Source organism: Corynebacterium sp. c25Ua_47 (assembly GCF_039907205.1).
Classification (GTDB): domain Bacteria; phylum Actinomycetota; class Actinomycetes; order Mycobacteriales; family Mycobacteriaceae; genus Corynebacterium; species Corynebacterium hiratae.
In genome coordinates this window covers 306,498-332,481 of sequence record NZ_JASBOH010000001.1, presented here as the reverse complement: position 1 = coordinate 332,481, position 25,984 = coordinate 306,498, and the positions used below count along the sequence as shown (strand labels likewise).

Annotated in this window: 22 protein-coding genes; 12 read left to right on the top strand and 10 right to left on the bottom strand. The window is 60.6% G+C overall.

From position 1 onward, the window contains the following. The first annotated feature begins 6 nt into the window (after positions 1–6). Positions 7–384, top strand: a complete 378-nt coding sequence (locus QKE52_RS01525; protein WP_347947923.1) for a hypothetical protein — start codon at positions 7–9, stop codon at positions 382–384. Positions 385–528: 144 nt separating this feature from the next. After that, positions 529–1,239: a VIT family protein gene (locus tag QKE52_RS01520; RefSeq protein WP_293778848.1), complete on the top strand. Its 711-nt coding sequence runs from the start codon at positions 529–531 to the stop codon at positions 1,237–1,239. A 137-nt stretch (positions 1,240–1,376) separates the two neighbouring features. Here QKE52_RS01520 and QKE52_RS01515 read toward each other — a convergent pair whose 3' ends face one another. Together QKE52_RS01515 and QKE52_RS01510 are read right to left on the bottom strand one after the other, a co-directional pair. After that, complete coding sequence (locus QKE52_RS01515) at positions 1,377–1,910, bottom strand: carboxymuconolactone decarboxylase family protein (protein WP_070547103.1); 534 nt, start codon at positions 1,908–1,910, stop codon at positions 1,377–1,379. A 44-nt stretch (positions 1,911–1,954) separates the two neighbouring features. After that, positions 1,955–2,548, bottom strand: coding sequence for a peroxiredoxin (locus QKE52_RS01510; RefSeq protein ID WP_046648222.1), 594 nt, complete (start codon positions 2,546–2,548; stop codon positions 1,955–1,957). A 173-nt stretch (positions 2,549–2,721) separates the two neighbouring features. Here QKE52_RS01510 and QKE52_RS01505 point away from each other — a divergent pair, with 173 nt between their 5' ends. Then, positions 2,722–3,681 (top strand): hydrogen peroxide-inducible genes activator, encoded by a 960-nt coding sequence (locus QKE52_RS01505; protein WP_046648224.1) that lies wholly within the window; start codon positions 2,722–2,724, stop codon positions 3,679–3,681. 164 nt (positions 3,682–3,845) lie between these two features. Here the strand turns inward: QKE52_RS01505 and QKE52_RS01500 are convergent, their stop codons facing one another. Then, on the bottom strand, positions 3,846–4,928 hold the full coding sequence (locus tag QKE52_RS01500; protein ID WP_347947922.1) for a hypothetical protein: 1,083 nt from the start codon (positions 4,926–4,928) through the stop codon (positions 3,846–3,848). A 110-nt stretch (positions 4,929–5,038) separates the two neighbouring features. Between QKE52_RS01500 and hrpA the strand changes: the two genes are divergently transcribed. Beyond that, on the top strand, positions 5,039–8,914 hold the full coding sequence (gene hrpA, locus QKE52_RS01495; RefSeq protein ID WP_347947920.1) for an ATP-dependent RNA helicase HrpA: 3,876 nt from the start codon (positions 5,039–5,041) through the stop codon (positions 8,912–8,914). A 4-nt stretch (positions 8,915–8,918) separates the two neighbouring features. On the opposite strand, the gene nrdR is transcribed toward hrpA, so the two are convergent. Further along, a complete protein-coding gene (gene nrdR / locus QKE52_RS01490) occupies positions 8,919–9,377 on the bottom strand; it encodes a transcriptional regulator NrdR (protein WP_046648225.1) in 459 nt (152 codons plus the stop codon). Positions 9,378–10,154: 777 nt separating this feature from the next. Here nrdR and lexA point away from each other — a divergent pair. Both lexA and QKE52_RS01480 read left to right on the top strand, forming a co-directional pair. Further along, positions 10,155–10,877: a transcriptional repressor LexA gene (gene lexA, locus QKE52_RS01485; RefSeq protein ID WP_046648227.1), complete on the top strand. Its 723-nt coding sequence runs from the start codon at positions 10,155–10,157 to the stop codon at positions 10,875–10,877. Positions 10,878–11,249: 372 nt separating this feature from the next. Then, the gene (locus QKE52_RS01480) at positions 11,250–12,032 is read left to right on the top strand and encodes a DeoR/GlpR family DNA-binding transcription regulator (protein WP_046648229.1); all 783 of its coding nucleotides are present in this window, start codon (positions 11,250–11,252) and stop codon (positions 12,030–12,032) included. Between the two features lie 105 nt (positions 12,033–12,137). Here QKE52_RS01480 and ptsP read toward each other — a convergent pair whose 3' ends face one another. Continuing rightward, positions 12,138–13,832, bottom strand: coding sequence for a phosphoenolpyruvate--protein phosphotransferase (gene ptsP / locus QKE52_RS01475; RefSeq protein ID WP_347947918.1), 1,695 nt, complete (start codon positions 13,830–13,832; stop codon positions 12,138–12,140). Between the two features lie 236 nt (positions 13,833–14,068). Between ptsP and pfkB the strand changes: the two genes are divergently transcribed. From pfkB to QKE52_RS01460, 3 genes are read left to right on the top strand one after another with little or no spacing between them, the layout of a single operon-like run. Then, positions 14,069–15,040, top strand: coding sequence for a 1-phosphofructokinase (gene pfkB, locus QKE52_RS01470; protein WP_175973099.1), 972 nt, complete (start codon positions 14,069–14,071; stop codon positions 15,038–15,040). A gap of 23 nt (positions 15,041–15,063) precedes the next feature. Continuing rightward, the gene (locus QKE52_RS01465; protein ID WP_070513098.1) at positions 15,064–17,157 is read left to right on the top strand and encodes a fructose-specific PTS transporter subunit EIIC; all 2,094 of its coding nucleotides are present in this window, start codon (positions 15,064–15,066) and stop codon (positions 17,155–17,157) included. Between the two features lie 58 nt (positions 17,158–17,215). Then, the gene (locus tag QKE52_RS01460; RefSeq protein ID WP_010190265.1) at positions 17,216–17,485 is read left to right on the top strand and encodes an HPr family phosphocarrier protein; all 270 of its coding nucleotides are present in this window, start codon (positions 17,216–17,218) and stop codon (positions 17,483–17,485) included. Positions 17,486–17,848: 363 nt separating this feature from the next. Here the strand turns inward: QKE52_RS01460 and QKE52_RS01455 are convergent, their stop codons facing one another. Together QKE52_RS01455 and hflX are read right to left on the bottom strand one after the other, a co-directional pair. Further along, the gene (locus tag QKE52_RS01455; RefSeq protein ID WP_102234172.1) at positions 17,849–19,129 is read right to left on the bottom strand and encodes a solute carrier family 23 protein; all 1,281 of its coding nucleotides are present in this window, start codon (positions 19,127–19,129) and stop codon (positions 17,849–17,851) included. Between the two features lie 34 nt (positions 19,130–19,163). Next, positions 19,164–20,642 carry a GTPase HflX gene (gene hflX, locus QKE52_RS01450; protein ID WP_102234173.1) on the bottom strand — a complete coding sequence of 493 codons (1,479 nt, stop codon included), beginning with the start codon at positions 20,640–20,642 and terminating at the stop codon, positions 19,164–19,166. A 122-nt stretch (positions 20,643–20,764) separates the two neighbouring features. On the opposite strand from hflX, the gene QKE52_RS01445 reads away from it, so the two are divergent. Next, complete coding sequence (locus QKE52_RS01445; protein WP_347947915.1) at positions 20,765–21,547, top strand: hypothetical protein; 783 nt, start codon at positions 20,765–20,767, stop codon at positions 21,545–21,547. Between the two features lie 21 nt (positions 21,548–21,568). Continuing rightward, on the top strand, positions 21,569–22,102 hold the full coding sequence (locus QKE52_RS01440) for a hypothetical protein (RefSeq protein ID WP_049157538.1): 534 nt from the start codon (positions 21,569–21,571) through the stop codon (positions 22,100–22,102). A 17-nt stretch (positions 22,103–22,119) separates the two neighbouring features. Here the strand turns inward: QKE52_RS01440 and dapF are convergent, their stop codons facing one another. From dapF to QKE52_RS01425, 3 genes are read right to left on the bottom strand one after another with little or no spacing between them, the layout of a single operon-like run. Next, positions 22,120–22,956 (bottom strand): diaminopimelate epimerase, encoded by an 837-nt coding sequence (dapF, locus tag QKE52_RS01435; protein WP_347947914.1) that lies wholly within the window; start codon positions 22,954–22,956, stop codon positions 22,120–22,122. Between the two features lie 11 nt (positions 22,957–22,967). Beyond that, entirely contained in the window at positions 22,968–23,894 is a 927-nt protein-coding gene (miaA, locus tag QKE52_RS01430; protein WP_347947912.1) for a tRNA (adenosine(37)-N6)-dimethylallyltransferase MiaA, read from the bottom strand. After that, on the bottom strand, positions 23,894–24,526 hold the full coding sequence (locus QKE52_RS01425; protein WP_293777904.1) for a hypothetical protein: 633 nt from the start codon (positions 24,524–24,526) through the stop codon (positions 23,894–23,896). The genes miaA and QKE52_RS01425 overlap by 1 nt, the downstream gene beginning before the upstream one ends. A 131-nt stretch (positions 24,527–24,657) precedes the next feature. On the opposite strand from QKE52_RS01425, the gene QKE52_RS01420 reads away from it, so the two are divergent. Next, positions 24,658–25,974 carry a DUF349 domain-containing protein gene (locus QKE52_RS01420; RefSeq protein WP_347947911.1) on the top strand — a complete coding sequence of 439 codons (1,317 nt, stop codon included), beginning with the start codon at positions 24,658–24,660 and terminating at the stop codon, positions 25,972–25,974. The last annotated feature ends 10 nt before the right edge of the window (positions 25,975–25,984 follow it).

Here is a 25,984-nt window from a genome sequence, read left to right as displayed (position 1 = left end):
GGCGCTATGAATACCCCAGACTCCCCAGCCACCAGTATTCGCCTCGCGGGCGTTCACTTTGAAACGCAGGATGACGCCGTCACGGTCCACTGGCTTCTCGGAGGCCTTCCTCACCACCGTGACGTCGTGTTTAAGCTGCACACCCTCGATCTTCAACTCATCATCCACTTCGAGCGAGACCAGCTCGTCTCCATGGAAATCGCGTCTTTTGGTGAGGACACCAGGGATGCCCACCGTCCAGTTGACTATCCCTATACGTACACCCCCGAGGAGCTCGTTGTCACCGTGCCAACGGCTCATTTTGAACTCACCGACCAGGTTTTCACCATGGGGCTGTCCGTGGATGGTGCCGCCTGTGGCGAATGGACTGGCACTATTATCTAAGCCTTCGCTCCCTGCATTCAGCTAAGCCTACACACGCTTTACAGGGCGTTGACCAGCATTGATACTGGAGTATAAGAAGTTCTCTAGACAATTGCGAGAGCACTAGAGCACGACGTGGACACTCTGGACATCGAGGAGCTGGCAATGCCCCACCATGGCAACGAACCCCACGGATCTTCACACAACGCGCGCCTCAACTCTTTGCGGGCAGGCGTTCTTGGCGCCAACGACGGTATCGTTTCTGTCGCCGCGCTTCTACTCGGCGTGGTGGGTTCGGGGGCGTCGGCAAGCGCCATCCTCACCGCCGGCTTGGCAGCCACCGTGTCTGGTGCCGCCTCCATGGCGCTTGGAGAATACGTCTCGGTGTCCGCTCAGCGTGACTCCGAGCGGATGATGATCGACAAGGAGACCCGCGAGCTGGCGGAAATCCCCGAACAAGAACATGCTGAGCTCGTTTCCATGCTCGCCAGCTACGGCATGCACACCGAAACCGCGGACACCGCAGCGCGCGAAATCGCCGCCGAGGATCGACTGCTGGAGGCACACCTCCGGCTTGAAATGGGCATCGACGGCGAAGACCTGACTAATCCCTGGCATGCGGCTTTCTGGTCGGCCGTATCCTTCCTCGCCGGCGCCGCACTCCCCCTGTTGTCGATCTTCCTCGCCCCCATGAGCATGGCTGCAGCAACAGTCGCCATCGTTACCTTGGTCGCTCTTGCAATCACAGGCTACGTCTCCGCCCGCCTCGCCGACACGAACACTGGGCGTTCCGTGCTCCGCCTCGTCATCGGTGGTGCACTGGGCCTGGCCGTCACTTATGGCATCGGCGTCGCGTTCGGCGGGGTCGTCGGCTAAAGGCAGGAAGAGAGCTGTCCCACGCGCCCTCTGCGCACCGACGCCCCTCCCCGACGGGCCCCAAAACAGAAAGTCCCACCTCCCGCCAAATGCGGGCAGTGGGACTCTACGTTTAGCTAGGAAAGTGCTAGCTGGCTTTACTCAGCGGTGCGCACAGCCTCGGCCTGCAGCGCCTGGGCCACGGCCTCGATGACGCCAGCTACCTTGATGCCTTCCCAGATCTGCTCCTTGGTCACGCCTTCCTCGAGGAGAGTATTAGCGTGTGCGGACAGGCAGTGCTCGCAGCCGTTGATGGCGGAGACAACGGTGCTCCACAGCTCAAACGTGGCCTTTTCCACGCCGGGCTTAGCAATGATATTCATGCGCAGACCAAACTTGACCTGGGCAAAATCATCGCCCAACCAGCTCTTTGCACGGTAGGCCACGTTGTTCATAGCCATCACCGTGGCGGAGCCAAGAGCTGCGTCAATTGCTTCCTCACTGAGGTGCTCGCGGGCTTCCTCGAGAATCTCCGACAGCACCAGATCATTGCGGGTCGCAGCGGCAGCAGCGACCAAGCTACCCCACAGCTGCTCCTCATTCAGCTCGGTGGTGCGTGTAAGGGAACCAATGTTGAGCTTCTGATCCTTAGCATATGCCGGAAGCGCGGACTTCAGGTTTTCGATAGACACTGATGTAACTCCTTTAAGGTTGGGCGGTTGTGCTTACTGCTGGTTTACAGAGCGGACTGAACAACCTCGAGCTTGTCGATGTTCTTCGTCGGGTCGTTAGCCTCCCAGTTGCAGGCGCAGACCTCTTCGGACTGCAGCGCGTCCAGCACGCGCAGAACCTCATCAACGTTGCGGCCGACAGCATCCGGGGTCACGGACACGAACTGAATGACACCGTCCGGGTCGATGATGAAGGTTGCGCGGTCAGCAACACCGTCGGCGTTCTCCACACCAAGGGCACGGATCAGGTCGTGGCGGATGTCAGAGAACATCGGGAACGGAACTTCCTTCAGCTCCGGGTGGGTTGCACGCCAGTTGAAGTGTGCGAACTCGTTATCGGTGGAGCCGCCAAGCACCTGGGTATCGCGGTCCAAGAACTCCTCATTCAGCTTGCCGAAGGCGGCGATTTCGGTCGGGCACACGAAGGTGAAGTCCTTCGGGTAGAAGAACACGACCTTCCACATTCCCTGGTACTTGTCCAGAGATACCTGCTCGAAGTAGTCCTCCGGCTGGTTAGCGTTAACGTCGTGGAGGTCACCGCCCTTCAGTGCGGTCAACTCGAACTCTGGGAACTTCTCGCCAACGGTCAGGATAGGCATTAAAGGCTCAACTCCTTATAGTGTCACAACAATGCATAACTGTGATGCAAATCTCTACGACCACACGTCAATCTGCCTTTTAGCAGGTACGCGGTCGCTCACCTGCCAAGTATGCCACGGAAGGCTTCGCGCGTCAATAGGACCGACGAATTAGAAGTGTTACAGTTATAGGCATGAACAATAAGGAGTATCGTCCGACCCTCGCCCAGTTGCGCACCTTCGTCACGATCGCAGAGAACAAGCACTTTGGCTCCGCGGCCGCCAAGCTCGATATCTCCCAGCCTTCGCTCTCCCAAGCCCTCGTCGCGCTCGAGCAAGGACTGGGAGTGCAGCTCATTGAACGCTCCACCCGCAAGGTCATCGTGACGTCCACCGGCGAGATGCTCCTGCCCTATGCAAAGGCGGCCCTCGAAGCCTCCGATGCCTTCCTGAGCCAAGCCCGCGGCGCCAACGGCACACTCACCGGTCCCCTCACCATCGGCATCATCCCGACCATCGCGCCCTATATCTTGCCGGGTCTGTTGCGATCCATCGATGATGCTTACCCCGATTTGGAGCCCCGCTTCGTCGAGGAGCAAACCCAGCATCTTCTGAGTAAGCTGCGCGAAGGAAACCTTGACTTAGCCGTTGCTGCACTACCCACTGAGGCTCCCGGCATGGTGGAGATCCCTCTCTACACCGAGGCCTTCACCGCAGTAACTCCAGCGGCGCATCCACTCGCAGGGCGCGATGACCTCACACTGTCGGAGCTCGAGCATCTCGATTTGCTCTTGCTTGATGACGGCCACTGCCTCCGCGACCAAGTCCTCGACCTGTGCCGCCGCGCGAAAGTGAACCCCTCCGAAGCCACCAATGCCGTCACGCGCGCCTCGTCACTGACCACTATTTTGCAGCTTGTCATGGGAAACCTCGGCGCCACACTCGTACCTGAATCCGCACTCGTTACGGAATGCCAGAACCCGCAGCTTGCCGTTGCTCGCTTTGCCCCTTCGGTAACAGCAGAGCGCCAGGTGGGGCTCGTTTTTCGCTCCTCTGCCGCCCGCGCCGATGAATACCGCACTTTCGGGACACTGGTCACCAGCGCATTTGAGGACGCCGTCGAGCGCTCTCGGGACCTCTTTTCGTCTCCCTAGTCAGCTCCCTCTGATCAACACGCGTGCCCCAGCGCGACACTCAAAACGCCAAAGCCGCCACTGACCGGCCTCCTTGTCTAGGCCCTCCTCTGTGAAAGGGCTATCCGAAGAGGACAGTCAGGGCGGCGGCGCGCGTTAAATGCGCTACGTGTGGCCTTTAGTGTTTAGGCTGCGGGGGCATAACGCCCTTGACACTGGCGGCACAGGTGCGCGGTTGCCAGCTGCATAGCCGGTGCGATGACTACCAGCGCCAAGCCCAACGTGATGAAGGACGCGGCAAACATGAGAGCCGTAAGAACGATGAACAGCAGGATGTGGCTGTAATTCTGTTTGCCTAGCTTGAGCCCCTGCGAGAACGCCTCACCGATTGAGGAGGTATCCGCTGCCAACCAGGGCATGAGGGTAAAGAAGGGCTGGATGAATAGCCCGATCAGCATGAGCACGGCGAGAATACCGAAGATGGAACCGACGAGCGCGAGAATCTCCCCGTCTCCGAGGTTCTCGACGTTCTGCATATCCATTGCAGAGGCCCCGCCGAAGCCCACAGCAAACACAATGACGACAACAATCACGAGGGCTATAGCGCCAAGAATACCCAGGACCAGGTTCACCACAAGCGGCGACACCCAGCGAACACCTTGGAAAAGAGTGCCCCACGTGGGGCTTGGCTTATCGATCTCGCGATAGGCCAAGCGGTACACAATCAAAGAGATAACGATGGCGAGGATAGACACGGCAAAGGAGAAGAAGCTCACCATGACGCTCGCGCCCGTACCATCGGCGTTCTGCTCGCCAACGCTTATGCCAATTTGTGGAATAACCTGAATAAAGAACACTACGACAGCACCCAGCACCCACAGCATCGCATTACCCAGCGCAGCCTTGAAGCCCCATTTGATCGCCTCTAGGGCGCTGACTGGGCCCGTGTAGGCAGGGCCGGCGCCCGGACCAGGGCCCTCATATCCGGAATCGCCTCCGTAGCTTGCCCCGGCGTATCCCGGCTGACCGGCGTTGTAGGCGCCATAGGAATTGCCACCATAGGGCTGAGCGCCGTAGGACTCGCCACCGTAATTGCCATAACTGCCGGACTGGCCGAAGCCAGCCTGATCCTCTGGGTGCGTGGTGGGTTCATACCGCGGCAGGCCGCCATTGTTTCCCGAGGAGTTATTGGCGTTGTTTCCCGGATTGTTGCCGAACCCGCCCTGCGAGCCGTTGTCATCCGGTTTCGGATCAAAAGGATTGGTCATACACTTCTACCCTTCTTTAATCTCTTTTCACACAGTCACCACGAGAGTACCAACTTCTCCACCTCGACCTGTGAGCGAAAAGCACTTCCGAGTAGACTTCTAGGTCGACTATGACTGCTACTCGCGAAGACCTCTACAACGCCCTCACGACAGTTTCCTTGAGTGATGAGCGTGCTTTCCGCCGCCGCCTCCGCAAGGCTCGCTCCCCCAAAGCGCTTGCAGCTATCGGGGCTGATATTGCATCTGCCCAGGAAAAAGTGAACGCCATCGACGTAAACGTGCCGTCGCTTTCCTACCCTGAGCAGCTTCCCGTTACCGGACGGCGGGACGATATCGCCGAGGCCATCGAGAATAATCAGGTGGTCATCATTGCCGGCGAGACTGGTTCGGGCAAGACCACTCAAATTCCCAAAATTTGTCTAGAGCTCGGCCGGGGACGCCGGGGGCTCATCGGCCATACCCAGCCGCGACGACTCGCAGCACGGACCGTCGCCGAGCGCATTGCGGAGGAACTCGGCCAATCAATCGGGGACTCCGTTGGCTACGCCATCAGGTTCGATGACCGTGTCTCCTCGACCACAGCCGTGAAGCTCATGACCGACGGCATCCTGCTGGCGGAAATGCAACGCGACCGCTTCCTCAACGCCTACGACACGATCATTATTGATGAGGCCCACGAGCGGTCCCTCAATATCGATTTTCTCCTCGGCTATCTCAAGAGGCTGCTTCCCAAGCGTCCGGATCTCAAGGTCATTATCACCTCCGCGACGATCGATCCGGAGCGTTTCGCCGAACACTTCGCTGACGCTGAAGGGAAGCCCGCGCCGATCATCGAAGTGTCCGGGCGCACCTACCCGGTAGAAATCCGCTACCGTCCCCTCGAAGTCGAGTCAGGGGGAAAGACCATTGACCTCGATCCACTGGACGCCCTGTGTGAAGCCATCGAGGAGCTCATGGCGGAAGGCGAAGGAGATATCCTGTGCTTCTTCCCAGGCGAGCGCGATATCCGCGATGCAATGGAAGCGATTGAGGGGCGTCATTGGCGCAACGTGGAAGTCACTCCGCTCTTTGGGCGCCTGTCCAACCAGGAGCAGCATCGCGTTTTCCGCTCACACAAGGGGCGCCGCATCGTGCTCTCCACCAACATCGCCGAAACCTCCCTGACGGTGCCGGGCATTCGCTATGTCGTGGATACCGGAACCGCACGTATCTCGCGCTACTCCACCCGCACTAAGGTGCAGCGATTGCCCATCGAGCCGATTTCCCAAGCCAGCGCTAACCAGCGTTCAGGGCGGTGTGGTCGCGTGGCCGATGGCATTGCTATCCGTCTGTATAGCGAGCAGGATTTCCTCTCCCGGCCGGAGTTTACCGACCCTGAGATTCTGCGCACTAACCTAGCCAGCGTTATTCTCCAAATGATTTCGCTGCGCCTCGGCGACATCGCTGATTTCCCCTTCGTCCAGGCCCCAGAGCCCAAAGCCGTGCGTGACGGCCTGCTCCTCCTCCACGAGCTGGGCGCACTCGAGGGCAAGGAGAAAGACGGGCTACCGGTGCTGACACGCATTGGGCGGGATCTTGCCCGCATCCCGGTAGATCCGCGCATGGCTCGCATGCTCGTTGAAGCCAACACCTCCGGATGCCTGCACGACGTCATGGTCATCGTTGCCGCGATGACAATCCAGGATGTGCGCGAGCGCCCCATCGACAAACAGGCCCAAGCCGACCAGGCCCATGCTCGCTTTAAGGACAAGTCCTCAGACTTTATGGCGATGCTCAACCTGTGGGACTTTGTCCAAGAAGCTCGCGATGAGATGAGCGGCAATGCTTTCCGCAAGCGGATGAAGGCAGACTTCTTGCATTACATGCGCATCCGCGAGTGGTTTGATCTGGTTCGACAACTCAGGGATGTCGCTAAGCAGCTCGGTTGGACGGCCCAGGAGAGCACCGAGCGCCGAGCGGATGACATCCACATGTCCCTGCTGTCTGGCTTGCTGTCCAATATCGGCGCACGCGATGGAAACTCTAAGGAGTTCATTGGCGCACGAAATACCCGCTTCCTCATCTTCCCCGGTTCAGCACTAGCAAAGAAACCGCCAGAATTTCTCATGGCGGCTGAGCTGGTGGAGACCTCACGTTTGTGGGCCCGCGACGTAGCGGCCATCGACCCCGCTTGGGTAGAAAAGCTGGCCAAGAACCTGCTCAAGCACAACTATTCGGACCCGACGTGGTCGCGCAAGCGGGGCTCCGCGGTAGTCACCCAGCGCTCGACCCTCTACGGAGTCACCGTGGTGGCCGATCGAACCGTTCCCTACCATCGCGTCGATCCCGTTGCGGCACGTGACATGTTCATCCGCAATGCGCTTGTCGACGGCGACTGGACCACCCACCATAACTTCTTCCACGACAACAAGCGCAAGCTTGCCGAGGCTTCCGAATACGAAGAAAAAGCACGGCGCCGCGGTCTCGTTGTAGACGAGGACACGCTTTTCGACTTCTACGATCAGCGCATCCCGGAATCTGTGACCACTGCCCGACACTTCGACTCGTGGTGGAAGAAACAGAAAAACAAGCATTCTCTGGACTTCGACCCAGAAGCACTCCTCGAGGATGACCACGATGTCACTGAGGACGCCTTCCCGGATCGGTGGTTGAAGGGAAGCATCGATTACGACCTGTCCTATAAGTTCGAGCCAGGTGACCCGCTTGACGGCGTCACGCTCAGGGTTCCCGTTCCACTGCTGGCCGGATTGGATACTGAGGGATTCGACTGGCTCGTGCCGGGCCTGCGTCTAGAGCTTGTCACTGAGCTGATCCGCTCGCTACCGAAAGCGCTGCGCCGTACTGTGGTTCCGGCCCCCGAGTTCGCTGAGCGGGCCTTGCCCAAGCTCCTTCCCTATGAAGGAGCGCTCATCGACCAGCTCGCAGCTGTGTTACGGGACATGGGCGGCCAGGGCATCAACGCGGCTGACTTCCGCCCTGATCAGCTCCCGCCCCATTTGCGCATGAACTATGCCGCAGTGGACAAGCGGGGCAAGATCATCGATTCCGATCGCGATTTGAAGGCGCTCGTGCAACGCCAAGCCGGGCATATCTCGTCCTCCGTGTCGCGCGTCGGCCGCGCCGCCGAATCCGCTTCCGTCAAGGAATGGTCGGAAGACACGCTGGGCGCTATCGATGAGGAAGTGACCACGGTGGTTGATGGGCATGAGGTCACCGCTTATCCTGCACTTGTCGCTACGAAGGAGGGCGTGGCGCTGAAGGTGCATCCAACCAAGGCGGCTGCCGACGCCTCCATGATCACCACCACCCTGACGCTGCTACTCCGAGAGATTTCCGTAAACACGCAGCATATGGTCAAGGGCCTGCCCCTGCAGCAGCGGGTTGCTGTCGACGCCTACCCGCACGGCGGGGCCGAAGGTCTCGTCAACGATGCTCGGGTCGCCGCAGTACGCGACATCATGATGGAGAAGGGCGGGCCGGTACGAAGTCCTGGTGAATTCACCACTCTTCTCAACGCGGTTAAACCGGAGGTGCCAGGCCGCGTCCGCCAGGCGGTGGTCGCGATCGCCCCAGGCTTGGCAGAGTATTCGAACCTCAACGCTGAGCTCAATCAGTGGGAGGGGCCGGCAATCGATGATATTCGCGGTCAGCTGAAGTTCTTGTTGCCCCCGAATGCGATCACTATGCACGGCATGCAGCACCTTCGCCACCTGCCGCGTTATATCCAAGCCGCGCGCATCAGGCTCGAGGACATGAATCTAGACCCGGATCGGGATGCCGACCGCCAAGCCGATGTCGACGAAGCGAAGGCATACCTGAACAATCGTTTGCGCACGCTGCCCGCCGGCCGCAAGAAGACCCGTGAGGTCAAGGACATCTACTGGATGATCGAGGAGTTACGCGTATCGCTCTTCGCACAACGCCTGGGTACCGCGCATGCGGTGTCCGTGCGGAGAATTCAAAAAGCCACGGACAAGCTGCGCTAGGAGGCTAGAAGCTGTCACGGTCGCGCCGGCGCATGAGGCGAATTTCGGATTCAAAGTCGTCGGCGCTCTCAAAAGACTTGTAGACCGAGGCGAAGCGCAGATAGGCCACCTCGTCGAGGTCACGCAGGGGTTCCAAGATAGCGAGGCCGATATCGTTGGCGTTGACTTGTGACGATCCGTGACTGCGCACGGTTTCTTCGACCTCTTGCGCAAGCTTTTTCAAGGCATCATCGCTAACATCGCGCCCCTGGCACGCGCGCTTCACGCCGCGGATTAGCTTGTCCCGGCTGAAAGGCTCGGCCAAGCCATTACGTTTGACCACCGACAAGACAGCCTTCTCGATGGTGGTAAACCGGCCTCGGCATGCAGCACACTCGCGACGTCGGCGAATTGACGTTCCACTGTCGATCACTCGGGAGTCAATCACTCGTGACTGTTCGTTGTGACAGAACGGGCAATACACTGTGCCGTATCCTTCCTCTCGACCGCTGCGCAGACGCCTTCCGGCCCCTCGGGAAGTCTAGCGCGAAGAAACAACCGCTGTGGCTGATGCACCGCTAGCGCTAGGGGCCTCACCATCAATACTAAGACCACCCCACACGGTGCCGATAAATACCGCTGCACCGAAAACTGCTCCAAGAACATAGTTACCTACGTTCGAGCCGCTACGGCGAGGTAGGGACGCAGCACGCTGGTATGAAACTGAGGAATCCCCTATTCGATCTGTGCGCCCCTGTGTTCTATCTCTCGGCTCGAGCGTTCGAACACGCGACAAACCACTTTCACGCGTTAACGCGAACGAGTGACACCGCTCAGGTTCCCACACGGCCGCGGGCGGGACGAGCACAGGACCCTTTCCGGACTTCTCGGGAGTTACTCCATGCAGAGCAGAGCTGGTATTAAGTGCAATGGCCATGACAGTTCCTTTCCAGGACTTCTTCTTCATTGTGGTGATGCCTGAAGTGTAAGAGCGAGGTTCGACATCGTCGAACACTTCCATCGACCAACCGTTCGATTTGGTCTGTATGTTCGATTTATAGCAGGCGCTCGAAAGTTTGTCCACATCCAAGCGGCGTTAGTCGAACATTTTTTCTTTACGTGCTAAAAAGGAAACGGAAACACCAATACGGCGCACGCCACGATGAGCAACCAACGAGACGTCACCGCGATGCCCACCAGCGTCCTGCACGCCTCAACCCGACGCGCTGTTTTGCGCACACCGATAGCCCTAGGAGTAAGAATGCCCCGCAAGCCGAAGCGAAGCGACCAACCTACCCTCGACTCACTTTCCGCCCGTCAGCGCCGCATCTTGGAAGTCATCCATGACGCTGTCATGCTGCGCGGGTACCCGCCAAGCATTCGTGAAATCGGCGATGCAACAGGCCTACAGTCCACGTCTTCCGTGGCCTATCAGTTGAAGCAACTAGAGGAGAAGGGCTTTCTTCGCCGCGATCCAAACAAGCCGCGCGCCGTTGATGTGCGCCACTTCCCCGGCGCCGACGATCCAAAGAAGCCGGGCCGCAAAGCCGGGCAGGCCAACACCACAGCAGGGCAGTCCACTCCCGACGTCCCCGAGGATGCAGCAACGCCGAACTACATCCCAGTAGTCGGCCGCATCGCCGCGGGCTCTCCTATCACCGCCGAAGAAAACATCGACGGCTACTTCCCCATGCCAGGTGAGATCCTGGGAAGCGGCGAGCTTTACATGCTGCAGGTCGTCGGCGACTCTATGCAGGACGCCGGAATCCTCAATGGCGATTGGGTTATTATCCGCTCCCAGTCCGTCGCCGAAGAAGGCGAATTCGTCGCTGCACTCCTCGAAGGCGAAGAAGCAACTGTAAAGGAGTTCCACCGCGATTCTTCTGGAGTGTGGCTCCTCCCCCACAACGACGCCTACGCTCCCATCAAGGGCGATGAGGCCGAAATCATGGGCAAGGTTGTATCGGTGTTCCGCAAGCTTTAGGCACCCCTAAGCCACAACTATCCCTCCCCCAACCGGTTGCCCACGCCACCGCTTATTTCCACTCGGTGCGGGCGAACTGGAGGGAGGGATTTTTTCTTTTTACCCCCTTGTGTGTGTACATGTCCGAATCGCGCCGTTTAAGCGTCCGACATCACACATTTGCAAACATGCAGTATAAACATTGTTTTTCTCGCACGTTTGCCGCCAGCAATGTGAGCTTTTATTTGTTTGGTTCCGTTTTGTTCGCATTCAGTGGGACAATAGAAGCATCGCCGCAACATTCGTTGCTCTCTTCGCTCACATGCCCCGGCCCCACTTATTATCACCGCCGGGCGCAGCGACTACCACAGGCAAACTTCACTGGGAGGAACTATGTACGCAGAAGAGCGTCGCCGACAAATTGCGTCATTGACCGCCGTCGAAGGCCGAGTCAATGTCACTGAGCTTTCCGAACGCTTCGATGTTACCGCTGAGACGATTCGCCGCGACCTCGCGGTCTTAGACCGGGAAGGAGTTGTCCACCGCGTTCATGGCGGTGCGGTTGCTTCCCAATCGTTCCAGACTGCAGAATTTACACTCGATACTCGTCAGCGTTCCGCCACGGGCGCGAAAATGGCTATCGCCCGCGCCGCACTAGAGCAGCTTCCCGACGGGGGCAGTATCTTCATCGACGCTGGAACTACCACCAACGCCCTCGCTGACCTCATCGGACAGCGCTATTCTGCTGGCCAGTTCAGCATTGTGTCGAATAGCCTACCGATCGCCCTCTCGTTGGCCAGCAATGGTGTTTCCGAGGTGCAGCTCCTAGGCGGCACGGTGCGCGCGATCACCCAAGCCGTCGTCGGCGATACCGCCCTTCGCACCATGGCGCTGATGCGCGCAGATGTTGCTTTCATCGGCACCAACGCCCTGACCATCGACCATGGGCTATCCACGGCGGACTCACAGGAAGCAGCTATCAAGTCGGCCTTTGTTACCAACGCGCATCGCGTCGTCGTCTTGTGTGACTCGTCGAAGCTCGGCAATGACTATCTGGTCAGCTTTGCCTCGCTCGATGAGATTGATGTCGTCATTACGGACGCCGCTGCTCCAGCCGCCTACGTCGAAGCCCTGCGCGAGCACGGCATCGACGTGATTATCGCTTCGGAGAAATAGGCGGTTTCATCCCACGACCGCGTAAGGGCGGTGTGGTTCCCCGAGGGGCCTCTCGGGGAACCACACCTCCCTGTTTCAGCAGCGGCCTAAACCAAGCTAGAGCTACTAGGCAGTCTGGTATTCCTCCAGCAGCGCAATCACTGCGGATCGCGCATCTGCTGGGCTTTCGGCGTTGATAGCCGCCTCCGCCATCTTCTGGCACTGCTCGAGTGTGAGCTCAGCCAGCTGTGCACCAACGCCCGCAACTGCGGTCGACGCTGCGGACAGTGAGGTGACTCCAAGGCCAGTCAGCACGCAAGCGAGCATGGGATCGGCGGCGGCCTCACCACAGACACCAACCGGCACATTGTTATCGCGACCCACCACGCACGTGTGCTGGATCAAACGCAGCACGGCCGGCTGCCACGGATCGGTCAGGTAGGCCAGCTGCGGCGACAGGCGGTCCGCGGCCATCGTGTACTGAGTCAAGTCATTGGTACCGATGGACACGAAGTCGAGGTGCGGCATGATGGTATCGGCCATCAGGGCCGCTGCAGGCACCTCAATCATCGCGCCGGCGATGAGCCCGCGCTCACGACACAGTTCAGCAAACCACTTCGCCTCTACTGCCGTGGCCACCATGGGCGCCATGACCCAAGTGGTAGCGCCATCAGCACGCTTTTCCGCGGCCCGTGCGATGGCGTCGAGCTGACGGGTGAGAAGCGCCTCGTTGTTTCGGGCGATGCGCAGGCCGCGCACACCCAAGGCCGGGTTCTCCTCAGAGTCCAACGTGGCGTAGGAAATCGGCTTATCCGATCCGGCGTCGAGCGTTCGAACGACGACCTTGGATTCGGGGAAAGCGTTGAAAACCTTGCCGTAGATGCGTGCCTGCTCCTCCACGGTCGGTTCTTCGCTGGCAGAGAGGAAGGAAAGCTCCGTGCGGTACAGGCCGATCCCCTCTGCCTGCGAATCCGAGGCGATGCGAGCTGCGTTCCCGTCGGCCACGTTGGCCAACAGCTGCACGCGGTGACCGTCCTTGGTCTGGGCAGGGCCACGCCACTCGGCCACTCGCGCTGCCTTCTCGCGGTATTCCTCAACTGCCTTAAGTGAGGTGTCACGATCCGCGCCAAGGGACACCGTTCCCACGGAACCATCGACGAAGATCTGGGTTCCCGCTTCAATCGAGCGGAGATCAGCGCCAACTGCGACGATGCACGGAAGGTCCAGCTGGCGGGCGATGATTGCAGTATGGCTCGTCGGCCCGCCGAGCTCGGTGACCAGTGCCTTGATATGCGCAATGTCCAAGGTAGCGGTATCCGCTGGAGCGAGGTCATCCGCCAGCAGTACCGCCTCGCCTTCGACCATGGGCAGGCCCGGTTCCTGTTCACCGCGTAGCTGTGCAATCACGCGATCGCGCACATCCTTAAGGTCGGTTGTGCGCTCTGCCATCACGCCGCCGGCGGCCTCAAACATGGTGACGAACCTGTCCGTTGCGCCGACGACCGCATACTCGGCGTTCTTGCCGCTACGAATACCCTTGCGCACTGCCTTGTGCCAACCTCGGTCCTTCACCATTCCGGCGGTAGCACCGAGAACCTCAGCAGCCTGGCCTTCAGCCCCAGCTGCACGCTGCTCAAGGCGGCTGGCAACAATGTCCGCCGCTTCGAGGAAGCGATCGTACTCAGCATCGCGCTGCTCCTCCGGCACGGTTTCTCCCGCCGTGGGCAGTTCTGGGCGTGGGCGGACCCACACCGCCTCAGCGTATGCAACGCCGGCGACGACGCCGGTGCCTTTAATGGTGGATGGGGATGCGTTTTCCATGACACATATCCTTACGGAGACGATGTTTTCTCTATCCAGATCATCACAAGTCGGTCAAAAATGCAACGAAAACCACAGTGATTCCGTTGACATTCGGGCACATACGGGCAATAATCAACATTAAGCAACATTAGTTTCACGCTGACCACGGGCAATCTGCACCGAAGTTCTTGTTCGAGCCGCCGCGGCGCTTTTGCCCCAATATACGCACTCCGCGAAAGGGGACATTGTCCACGATGATCCTTACTTTGACCCCCAACCCGAGCATCGACGCCACAGTGCGCCTGAACGAGGCGCTCGAACCCGGTGCTGTCCACCGCGCCGAGTCTGTCTCCAGCGTTGCCGGTGGTAAAGGCGTCAACGTTACGCATGCCGTAACGCTCGCCAACGTCGACAGCTTGGCGCTGCTTCCCGCCGCCCCCGCTGATCCTTTCTTGGCCCTTGCTGATGACGCGTCCATCCCCGTACATGCAGTACACACGGCCGGCGCGGTGCGCACCAATACCACTCTGACCGAGCCAGACGGCCGGACGACCAAACTCAACGGTCCCGGCCCCACGCTCGATGAGTCAGTTCAGCAAGACGTGGCACAGGCCGTTGCTGAACACTGCGCCAACGCCGAGTGGATCGTCATGGCAGGCTCCCTGCCCAAGGGGGTTCCCACCGACTGGTACACGCAGCTCATCACTGTCGCTCGCGAGGCGAACCCCAACATCCGTGTAGCCGTCGACACCTCCGATGCCCCTATGGTGGCTCTCGGGGAGAACCTCGAGGTAGCCAGCCCCGATCTCATCAAGCCCAATGGCCTTGAGCTTGGCCAGCTAGCCAACGTTGATGGCCAGGCCCTCGAAGCTGCCGCAGAGAACGGTGATTTCAGCGGTGTGGTCGAGGCCGCGAGGGTCGTCGTCAAGCGCGGCATTCCCGAGGTTCTCGTCACCCTAGGTGGCGCTGGCGCAGTCCTGGTCACCGCCGATGAAGCGTGGGCCGCTACTCCCCCGCCCATTACCCTGCGCTCCACCGTGGGTGCCGGTGATTCTTCGCTCTCCGGCTATATCCTCGCCCGCCGCAGCGGTGCCTCCTACCCCGAAGCGTTGCGCCAGGCCGTGGCCTACGGCTCGGCTGCCGCAGCGCTCCCAGGAACCCAAATACCAACCCCTGAAGAACTCGATATTGAACACACGACGGTTCAGGCCGTCACCGACCTTTAGCAGTACTGAGGAGTACGTACCCGATGTCATCAGAACTCATCACCACCGATCTTGTGGCGCTCGACGCCGACTTCGGTGGCAGCATCGAATCAGTCATTACCAACCTGGCCACGCTTGTCCATGACACTGGCCGCGCCACCTCCATCGAAGAGCTGGCCGGCCCCGCCATCGAGCGTGAAGCCAAGGCCGGCACCGGTGTTCCCGGCGGGGTTGCCATCCCGCACTGCCGCTCCGCCGCAGTGTCTGAACCCACCTTGGCCTTCGCCCGCCTCTCGCGCGGCGTGGACTTTTCCGGCCCCGATGGTGACGCCCACCTGGTATTCCTCATTGCTGCCCCGGAAGGTGGCGGTAAAGCACACCTGAAGATCCTCTCCAAGCTTGCCCGCGCGCTGGTGAAGAAGGACTTCCTGGAGGCTCTGCGCACCGCGCAGACCAAGGAGGAAATCGTCTCCCTGGTACTCGACGTGGTTAACGCCGAAAAGCCGAAGAAGGCTGCGGCTAACGAATCAGCATCCCCTGCAGGTGCGAGTGCAGCGGCTACGGCTCCTGCTTCGAGCAAGGCTGCAGATTCAAAGAAGACCCGCATCGTCGCCGTCACCGCGTGCCCGACCGGCATTGCCCACACATACATGGCGGCCGACGCCCTCACCCAGACCGCCGAGGAGCGCGACGATGTCGAGCTCACCGTAGAGACCCAGGGTTCCTCCAACAACACCGCTGTTTCGGCAGACACCATCGCGGCTGCCGACGCCGTCATTTTCGCCACCGACGTCGGCGTTCGCGACCGGGAGCGCTTCGCCGGCAAGCCCGTCATCGAATCGGGCGTTAAGCGCGCCATCAACGAACCGGGCGTGATGCTCGATGAGGCCATCGCCGCGTCGAAGAATCCCAATGCGCACAAGGTGGCAGGCACGGCAGGCGCAGCCTCCTCTAGTTCCGCGGAAGAAGGCGAAGGACTGGGCTGGGGCAAGCGCATTCAGCAGGCCATCATGACCGGCGTGTCCTACATGGTGCCCTTCGTCGCCGCCGGCGGCCTCCTCTTGGCCTTGGGCTTCCTCTTCGGCGGTTACGACATGGCCAACGGATGGCAGGCCATCACTACTGATTACTCCCTGACCAACCTGCCGGGCCATGACGTCATGGTTGATGGCGAAATGATGACCTTCCAGAAGGCAGGATTCGCCCTATACATCGGCGCCGTGCTCTTCGCGATTGGTCAAGCATCGATGGGATTCATCGTCGCAGCGCTCTCCGGCTACATCGCCTTCGCACTGGCAGGCCGCCCGGGCATCGCGCCGGGCTTCGCCGGCGGTGCTATTGCTGTTACCTTGGGCGCCGGCTTCATCGGTGGTCTGGTCACCGGTCTCATCGCTGGCTTCGTTGCGATGTGGATTGGCAAGTGGAAGGTCCCGCGCTGGATCGGCTCCCTCATGCCTGTGGTCATCATCCCGCTGCTCGCCACGATGATTACTGGCCTGCTCATGTATCTGCTTCTCGGTGCCCCGCTGGCCGCCATCATGAACGGTCTGCAGAACTGGCTGGCCTCCATGTCTGGCTCCTCAGCAGTGCTTCTGGGCATCATCCTCGGTCTCATGATGTGCTCCGACCTGGGTGGCCCAGTCAACAAGGCTGCTTACCTCTTCGCTACTGCTGGCCTGTCCACGGGTGATGAGGCTTCCATGAAAATCATGGCCGCCGTTATGGCCTCCGGCATGGTTCCGCCGATTGCGCTGTCCATCGCTACCTTCGTACGCAAGAACCTGTTCACGCCCGCGGAGCAGGAGAACGGCAAGTCGGCCTGGCTGCTGGGTCTGTCCTTCGTTTCCGAGGGCGCTATCCCGTTCGCTGCTGCCGACCCGCTGCGCGTCATCCCTTCGATGATGCTCGGTGGCGCAGTAACTGGTGCGCTGTCGATGTCCCTGGACGTCATGTCTCGCGCCCCGCACGGCGGAATCTTCGTTATCTTCGCTATCGAACCTGCGTGGGCCTACTTTGTGGCTATCCTTGCCGGCGTCATCGTCTCCGCCATTGCAGTCATCGCGATGAAGCAATTCTGGCCGAACAAGGCTGCTGAAGAAGCTGCTGCGAAGGCAGACAAAGCCAAGGCTGCCGCCTAGCGCTTAAGCCGCGTACACTTGTAAGCACGAAATACCGTAATTCGAAAGGATTATCATCATGGCTTCTAAGACCGTCAAGGTTGGCTCCTCCGTCGGACTGCACGCACGTCCGGCCTCCATCATCGCTGACGCCGCCGCTGAGTTCGATGAGGACATCTTCCTCACCCTCGTTGGCGATGAGGACGAGGATGAGACCGATGCCGCTTCTTCCCTCATGATCATGGCTCTCGGCGCCGAGCAGGGCGACGAAGTCACCGTGACCTCCGAGAACGAGGCCGCTGTGGAGAAGATCGCCGGTCTCATCGAGCAGGACCTCGACGCTTCCTAAACGGCATCCTGCCGCTTAAGGCCCACGCTCCCGCTTCCCTCTTTGCTGAGGGTAGCGGGAGCTTTCTGTTGCTTGGTTGTCTAGCACAAGGTTCCAGTCATCAGGCTCTACTCAAACGGTTCTGTTGGGGGCAAGGAAACCAAATAGAGGTGCCTAGAAGGTTCATTTGACCTCAGAAGAACCTTCTGACCCAAACCGTTTGAATGGAACCATGTGTATGCGCGTCTTCATACCGCAGAGGGACCGAAGTAAAAGCACCTTATGCAGATTCCTGCACGAATTCACCTGGGGCTTTCTAAATCAAAGCCCCCAGATGGTGCCTTTACTCCGGTCCCTTATCCTCGCTAGTCGGCGGAAGCGCCTCTAGTACTTCGCGCCGCGGCCCTCACCGATGGTGCTATAGAGCTTCTTCATCACCGGGTAGAGCACGATTATGCCGACAGAGCCCCAGGCAATACCTTCCAGCGTCACGCCGAAGACGTCGAGGGTGAGGTTGCCAATGCCCGCGATGAGCGCCACCGCCGCCGCAGTGAGGTTGACCGGGTTGTTGAAGTTGACCTTGTTGTCCATCCAGATGCGCACGCCGAGCATGCCGATGAGGCCGTAGAGGACGATGCAAGCGCCGCCCAGCACGCCGGTGGGAATGGTGAAGATGAGCGCGCCGAACTTCGGGATGAAGGCCAGAGCTATGGCGGTGATAGCAGCGACCCAGTAGGCGGCCGTGGAGTAGACGCGGGTCGCGGCCATAACGCCGATATTCTCCGCGTAGGTTGTGGTGCCGGAGCCGCCGAAACCACCAGCCAAGGAGGTAGCCAGGCCATCGGCAATGAGAGCGTCGCCGGCTAAATCATCGAGATCGCGCTTAGTCATCTCCGAGACCGCCTTGACGTGGCCGACGTTTTCCGCAATCAGCACCACCAGCACTGGAAGTGCTGCCGCGATGGCGGAGACGTGAAACTCCGGCGCATGGAACTGCGGGAAGCCAATCCAGGCTGCTTCGCGGATGGACTCCACGGCCCCCTCGCCCAGGTTGCCCGTGGCCGCCGCGAAAGCCCAGCCGACGACGACACCGATAAGAATCGACAGACGCGAAACCATGCCGCGACCGGCCACGGTGGCCAGGATGATGACCGCCAGCGTCACCGTGGCAACTAGAGGCTGGCTCGAATAATTGCTGGCAGCATTGGGTGCCAAGTTAAGGCCGATCAGTGCCACAATGGCGCCGGTTACGGCCGGCGGCATGACGGCGTCAAGAACCTTGCGGCCCGCTGCCTTCACCGCGAAACCAATGGCTACCAAGACCAGGCCAGTTACTAAGACAGAACCTGCCTGCGCGCCAATGCCATACTGCTGGGAGGCGCTCAGCGGTGCAATGAACGCGAAGGAGGAGCCCAGGTAGGAAGGCAGGCGGTTGCGGGTAATCAGGAGGAATAGGATTGTTCCCAAGCCTGAAAACAGCAGCGTGGTATTGACCGGGAATCCGGTCAGGGTGGGCACCAGCAGGGTCGCGCCGAACATGGCCACCACGTGCTGCATGCCGATGCCGATAGTGCGGCCCCAGCTCAATCGTTCTTCGGGTGCGACAACCGCGCCCGGCTTAATCGTTTTTCCGTCCCCGTGGACGGCCCAGCCAAAATTACTCACGAACCATAATTATGGCTCACGGGAGCACCGAAACCTAAGCGTCCTCACCAATCACGCGAAATTCGCTGAGTTCGGCGGCGATGGAGGCGGGCAGGCGGACGTCGACAAGCGTGCCCTCCCCCGTGTACTCCTCGCTGCGCACCGTACCCTGAGTATGGATGCGATCGACCACGTCCCCGCGAGTAAACGGAATGAGCAACTGCACATGCTCGTCCTGAGAATTGAGGAAGAGCTCCACGCGCGTGGTGAGCTCCTCGATGCCCTCCCCCGTCTTGGCGGAGACATACACCACGTTGTCACGGTCGAGGGCGTGGCGAAGCTCCGCCAGCACCAGCGGATCGGCCTGGTCTATCTTGTTGATGACGATGATCTCCGGCGGGGCCTCCTCGCCGGTTTCCTTCACGATGTCATAGATGACCGCATTAACCGCCTCAATTTGCTTCAGCGGGAAAGGATCTGAGCCGTCCACGACGTGCAGCATCAAGTCTGCTGCGAGGACCTCCTCCAAGGTGGACTTGAAGGCCTCCACCAACTGTGTAGGAAGGTGGCGGACGAAACCAACGGTATCGGTGAACACGACCTGGCGGCCATCAGCAAGCTCGGCACGCCGGGTGGTGGGGTCCAAGGTAGCGAACAGCGCGTCCTCCACCAGCACGCCAGCGCCCGTCATCGCGTTGATGAGCGAAGACTTACCAGCGTTGGTGTAGCCGGCGATCGCAATCTGCGGGATCGTCGATGACGCACGGCGCGAGCGCTTAATCTCACGCGCCGTCTTCATCGCCTTAAGCTCCTTCCGCAGCAGCGCCATCTGCGTGCGGATACGCCGACGGTCCGTCTCAATCTTGGTTTCACCTGGGCCGCGCAGACCGACGCCGCCGTTGGAACCAGCACGGCCGCCCGCCTGGCGCGAGAGGTTGCCGCCCCAACCACGGGTATGCGTATAAAGATATTCCAACTGCGCGAGCGAAACTTGGGCTTTGCCTTCCTTGGACTTGGCGTGCTGCGCAAAAATATCCAAGATGAGCATGGTGCGATCGATAACTTTGGTGTTGAGAGCGCGCTCCAAGGCAGAGAGCTGGCCGGGGGTTAGCTCGCCGTCGCACACCACGGTATCCGCGCCAGTGGCACCCACGATATCCTTGAGCTCGTTCACTTTGCCGGAGCCGATATAGGTACCCGGGTCCGGCTTATCGCGCTTCTGATACAGGGCTTCTACTACTTCGGCTCCCGCGGTTTCCGTGAGCGCCGCGAGCTCCGACATCGTGGCCTCAACCTCGGCCACGGTGCCTTCAGTCCACACTCCTACGAGGACTACTTGTTCAAGGCGCAGCTTGCGGTACTCCACTTCGTAGCCGTCGGTGGTGTCTTCTGCGCGAATGGTGGTCTCGCGGGTTACCCGGCGGAAGGCGTTGCGCTCAGCTAGGTCGAGATCACCGGTAGTCGGCTCCGGTGAGGTGGGCGCGGGCTCACCAAAAGCCTGCGCGAGGAGATCATCATGGGTTTCTTTTGTCATATGCTTTCTATTCTTGCACGTCACGCCTCTTAACAAGGAATCTCCGTTGCACACGACCTTGTGCCGATCCCGGCGGCAAGGCTCACCGACAACATTTTTGAGTCATCGCGGCGCCAGATACAATGGGCCGCATGACCGTCAAAGAGACCACTCACCCAGAGATGCAGGCCATTGGCCTCAACTACGAGCGCTGGCAGGACGCCGTCGAAGCAGCCATTTCGACCAACCAGCTGACAGTCACGGGGGAGGTTCGGGGAGGACAACTCATTCAGTTCTCGGATCCTTCCGGGGCGCAACTCAATATCCTTGCCGTCGAACCTTTCGCCACCTTCATTGGGTTTGAGGGCGTCACCCAAGGCTTCGCCCACGTCTCTATGATCAACGATGTCTTGGCTTACCTGGACATCATCGATCCTTTCGGAAACGTTCTCGCGCAAGCGACGGCGAACTTGGCGCAGGGCCCGCTCTTGGCTGATGAGGACACCCAGCAGTGGCAGCAGGTAGAGCTTACTGCGATGGGCCTCGATGTCACCGCGTTCGACAACGCAGATGCCTACGAAGCCGAGAAGGGCACCTACCCAGCCACGTTTGAATCCACCGGTGCGGCAGTTGTTGCGGCCGGTTCCGGCGCCGAATCCCCTACCCCGGGCTGCACTTTTTCCGCTCGGGTTATGGAGTCCGAGTGGCGCCACAACCAGCTCACCGGTGAGCGCTTCATGCACCTCGTCATGGATGGCACCTTCCCCTTCGATCTGTGTCTGCCGGAGAGCTTTGGCGAGCTGCCGCCGAAGGATTCCGTGCTTGCAGGTTCGGCGATGCTGACCGCCTCTATCGCGCTGCCCACCGGCGGCTGTGGCGGCGAGGGCGGCTGCGCCTGCGGCTCTGGAGGCTGCGGCGGCCACTAGGCATACCGTAGAGTTGTAAACATGAGTTTTTCCGCATCTCAGCGTCAGGGTTTTGCCCTGCTCCTTGCCGGGGTTACCGCTACGGTACTGGTTCTGACGCTGAAGCTGCCGGGAGTTATTCTCGCCATCTTTATCTGCGGGGCGCTATGGCTGTTTGTCGGCGCCCGCCCCGATGCCTCGGAACATGCGGCGCTGCGGGCTTCCATTGCGCTCACGGTGGAAGACATCACGGGCGTCCTCGAGGACTACGCCACATTTGCTACGAGCGACGACGCTGAAGCATTGGCGGACCGCACGCTCCACCGCCCGGCGCTTGCCGACGTCGACTGCACGAACCCCGCTATCGAAGCGTTCCACTATGAAATGCATGGCGCGCAGCGTTTCTTGCGCCGCCTCGACGCACGGGTTAACTCGCCAGATGCTGGCACCAGCGAACTCGAATCCTTGCTCAAGGTGGCGGATGATCGGGCCGCCGAGCTCAAGGAGTCGTGGCTCGCCGCCCGCCGCGCCGCCTTGGCGCTAGGGACCAACTACAAAAAGGGGGACGGACGCTAAACGCCGTCCCGAAAACCCTATAGTGAGGTTTCGCCTGTGGCTACGATGCGCGAAGGCCCCGTCAGTGTGGAACCGTCCTCAGTGATTTCTACCTGGACCTCGCCGCCGGGGACGACGACGCGGACGCGGCCGGTGGTGTGGGAGGCGTCGGCAAGCGCGGCACACGCTGCCGCCACCGTTCCGGTACCGCACGAGCGAGTCTCCCCTGAGCCGCGCTCGAAGACGCGCATGTGAATCACGCCATCGTGCAGCGGTGTAACCAGCTCCACGTTGACGCCTGCCGGGAAGAAATCAGTATCGAAGACGGACTGCTCAAGGCGCTTCGCCGCCAAATCCTCCGCGGTCAGTCCCGGGATAACGGCTGCTAGGTGAGGGTTTCCCATATCTACCCCGAGCCCGGCGAAGCTCTCCCCCGCCATCGAAGCGGTGGAGACACCGAGCACCTGTGCGGGCCCCATCTCCACGCTGACTTCGGCTTCAGTCTCGTTGAAGGAGTGGACAGTGACCTGCTTGGCCCCAGCGCGCGTGCCGACGGTGAAAGTATCGGTGTTCACCAGCCCACGGGAGCGCACCCAATGCGCGAAAACGCGGGTACCATTGCCGCACATTTCCGCCACCGAGCCGTCCGCGTTGCGGTAGTCCATAAACCAGTCGCCAGCATCGATGCCCGGTGCGAGCTCATCGATTTCTCCAGAGGAGAGCAAGTCACCTGCACGTATGACGCGCAAGACGCCGTCGGCGCCGATCCCGGCGCGGCGATCACACAGCGCCACTACCTTTTCCGGCGGTAGCGGCTCGGCTCCTTCCACAATGACGAAGTCGTTTTCAGTTCCGTGGCCTTTAGCAAACTTCATAGGTGTAAAGTCTAACTCTCTTCGAGGACACGCAAAGCCTGCGTTGTCGTATCAGCCGCGGCATCCAGCCAGTAGATGCGCTTATCACGGTTAAACCAGGCACGCTGGCGACGCACATAACGACGGGTTCCAGTGATGGTACGCTCCACCGCTTCTTCCCAGGTGAGCTCTCCACGCTGGGCTTGGAGGACTTGGGCATAACCGATGGCCCGCCCCGCCGTTGAGTCCGCCTTCAGCCCCTGCGACTGAAGGTTTTCGACCTCTTCGACCAGCCCCTTGCCGAACATGAGGCGGCTACGCAGCTCGATGCGCGGGTTCAACCAGCTGGCTTCCGTGCGCAACCCGAGGATTCTCGTGCCCCACCGGGGCGGGGCATTCTTCGGTGGCTGGCTGGCTTTGAAAGGCTTGCCTGTAAGCTCGATGACTTCCAGTGCGCGCACGGTACGGCGCGGGTCCTTATCTTCGATGATGGCCGCGGCTGCCGGGTCCACGCTGGCAAGCTCTGCGTGCAAGGCATCGGTACCAATCTCTTGGCGCCGGGCCTCCCAGCGAGCGCGCACCTGCGGATCAGTGGGCGGGAATTGCCAATCATCCACGAGTGATTGGACATAGAGCATGGAGCCGCCGACCAAGATCGGGGTGTTGCCACGCGCTCGAATACTCTCGATATCCGCGATGGCAGCGGACTGATAGCGCGCTACCGACGCCGTTTCCGTCACGTCCCACACATCGAGCTGATGGTGTGGGATACCTTCGCGCTCCTCCAGCGTCAGCTTGGCCGTGCCGATGTCCATGCCCCGGTAAAGCTGCATCGAATCGACGTTGACTACTTCCCCGTCAAGCTCGTGCGCCAAGGCGACTCCGAGTGCTGATTTTCCGGAGGCCGTCGGCCCTACGACGGCAATCGGGGTTGGGCCGCTACTGAGAGTCTCTGGCATTAGCACTGCCACCCCGCCACATAGCGGCCCACGCCCAACGTCGAATCTGCAGCCCGGAGTTCTGCATGATGCGGGTGCACGCCTGCTAGCTGCGCCCACAGTGCCGTTTCGAGCACTCCCGTCGAATGGAGCAGCTCTTCGTCACAGTCTTCCTCCGCGCCGGCCAGCACGCTCTCGCACCACAGGTGAGTGTCCCGCGCACCCTCGACAAGAGCGAGCGGCGCGCGCTCCGTCAAGCCTGCAGAGCCATCAACGCACACTATTGTGAACCGTCCGGAACGCACCTCCCCTAGGTCGGCGCGGGAGTCTTCCACCGTGAAGGCGCGGTGACTGCTTTCTGCCCCGAGCGCGCTAGTGAGTACGTAGCGGGCCATTATTTCGGGCAGGTAGTTTCCGCCGCCGACGTCGACCTGGGGTGCGCCCCACGCTCTCAAACTTCCTGTGTGCTCGGTACGCCAGCGCGCATCGCGCGATCCCACGATGTCGACCTTAAGCGGTGCACTACCGTTGACGCGTGCGGCATCACGCGTGAGCTCGCAGGCGGCGCTAAGGAGCGCGCGCGACGCGTCATCGCTGGGTGACAATTCTTCCGCCAAGGCCGGTGAGGCTGGCATAACCATGAGATTTTGCATCAACTCCCATCCTATAAGGTTAGTTTTTCGGGGTTAACACGCGGCTGCGCGGCGGAAACGGTAGTGTTGTGTCACATAAGTTCTGGCAGCCGTGTCGCGCGGCGCGATAATACCGAAGGTGGTTTCTTAGCATGTCCGCTATTCCTTCCCCTGGAGCCATGCCTCGCAAGGGCGCTCGTCCCGGCCCGTCTTCCTCTGCCCCGGCCGCACGTCCCGTGCAGCCCGCAAAGAATGATCCCGCCCAGTGGGGCCGCGTTGATGCTGATGGGTCGGTATTCGTCAAGGCCCCCGAAGGCGAACGCAAAATCGGCGAGTGGCAGGCCGGCACCCCGGAAGAGGGCTTGGCACACTTTGGTGCACGCTATGACGATCTGTCCACCGAGATCGAACTGCTAGAATCCCGCCTCACAGCCCATCCGGGCGATGCCGCGTCGATCAAGGCGACTGCTGCGGAACTGCGAGAGTCCCTACCTACACAGGCAGTAATCGGTGATATCGCGGCATTGGACAAGCGCCTAGCCACGATCATCGAGCACTCCGTAGAAGCCGGTGAGCAAGCACAGGCTGACAAGGCTCGTCGCCGCGAAGAAGCCATTGCTAAAAAGGAAAAGCTCGCTGCCGAGGCCGAGGACATCGCCGCCAACTCGACGGAGTGGAAGGCCGCCGGTGACCGTATCCGTGCCATCTTGGAGGAATGGAAGCAGATCCGTGGCATCGACCGCCAGACGGATGATGCCCTGTGGAAGCGCTACTCTCGCGCCCGTGACTCTTTCAACCGCCGCCGCGGCTCCCACTTCGCCGAACTGGATCGCAACCGCGCGGCCGCCCGCGCCAAGAAGGAAGAGCTGGTAGAGCGCGCAGAAGCTATTAAGGACTCCACCAACTGGGGCGAAACGGCGCGCGCGTACCGTGATCTCATGACGGAGTGGAAGGCTGCGGGCCGTGCCCCTCGTGAGATCGACGACAAGCTCTGGGCCCGTTTCCGCGCCGCCCAGGATCACTTCTTCAATGCCCGCAACGCCGTCAATGACGAGCGGGACAAGCAGTTCGCAGAGAACGCCGCCGCCAAGGATGCGCTCATTGCGGAATATGACTCCCTGATTGATCCCGCCAAGTCGATCGACTCGGCGAAAGCCAAGCTGCGGGAGCTGCAGGAAAAGTGGGAGGAGATCGGTTTCGTTCCGCGCAACCAGGTGCGCGAGTACGAGGCCAAGATCTCGGCGCTGGAAAAGCGCGTGAGTGACGCCGAGGATTCACAATGGCGCCGGACGGACCCAGAGGCCCAGGCCCGCGTGGCCCAGTTCCAGTCCAAGGTCGATGATTTCACCGCGCAGGCAGAAGCTGCCGAGGCCAAGGGCAACACCAAGAAGGCGGAAGATCTGCGTGCCCAGGCCAAACAGTGGCAGGAATTCGCCGATGCCGCAGCGGCTGCTGTCAACGACAAGTAGCACCCTAGTC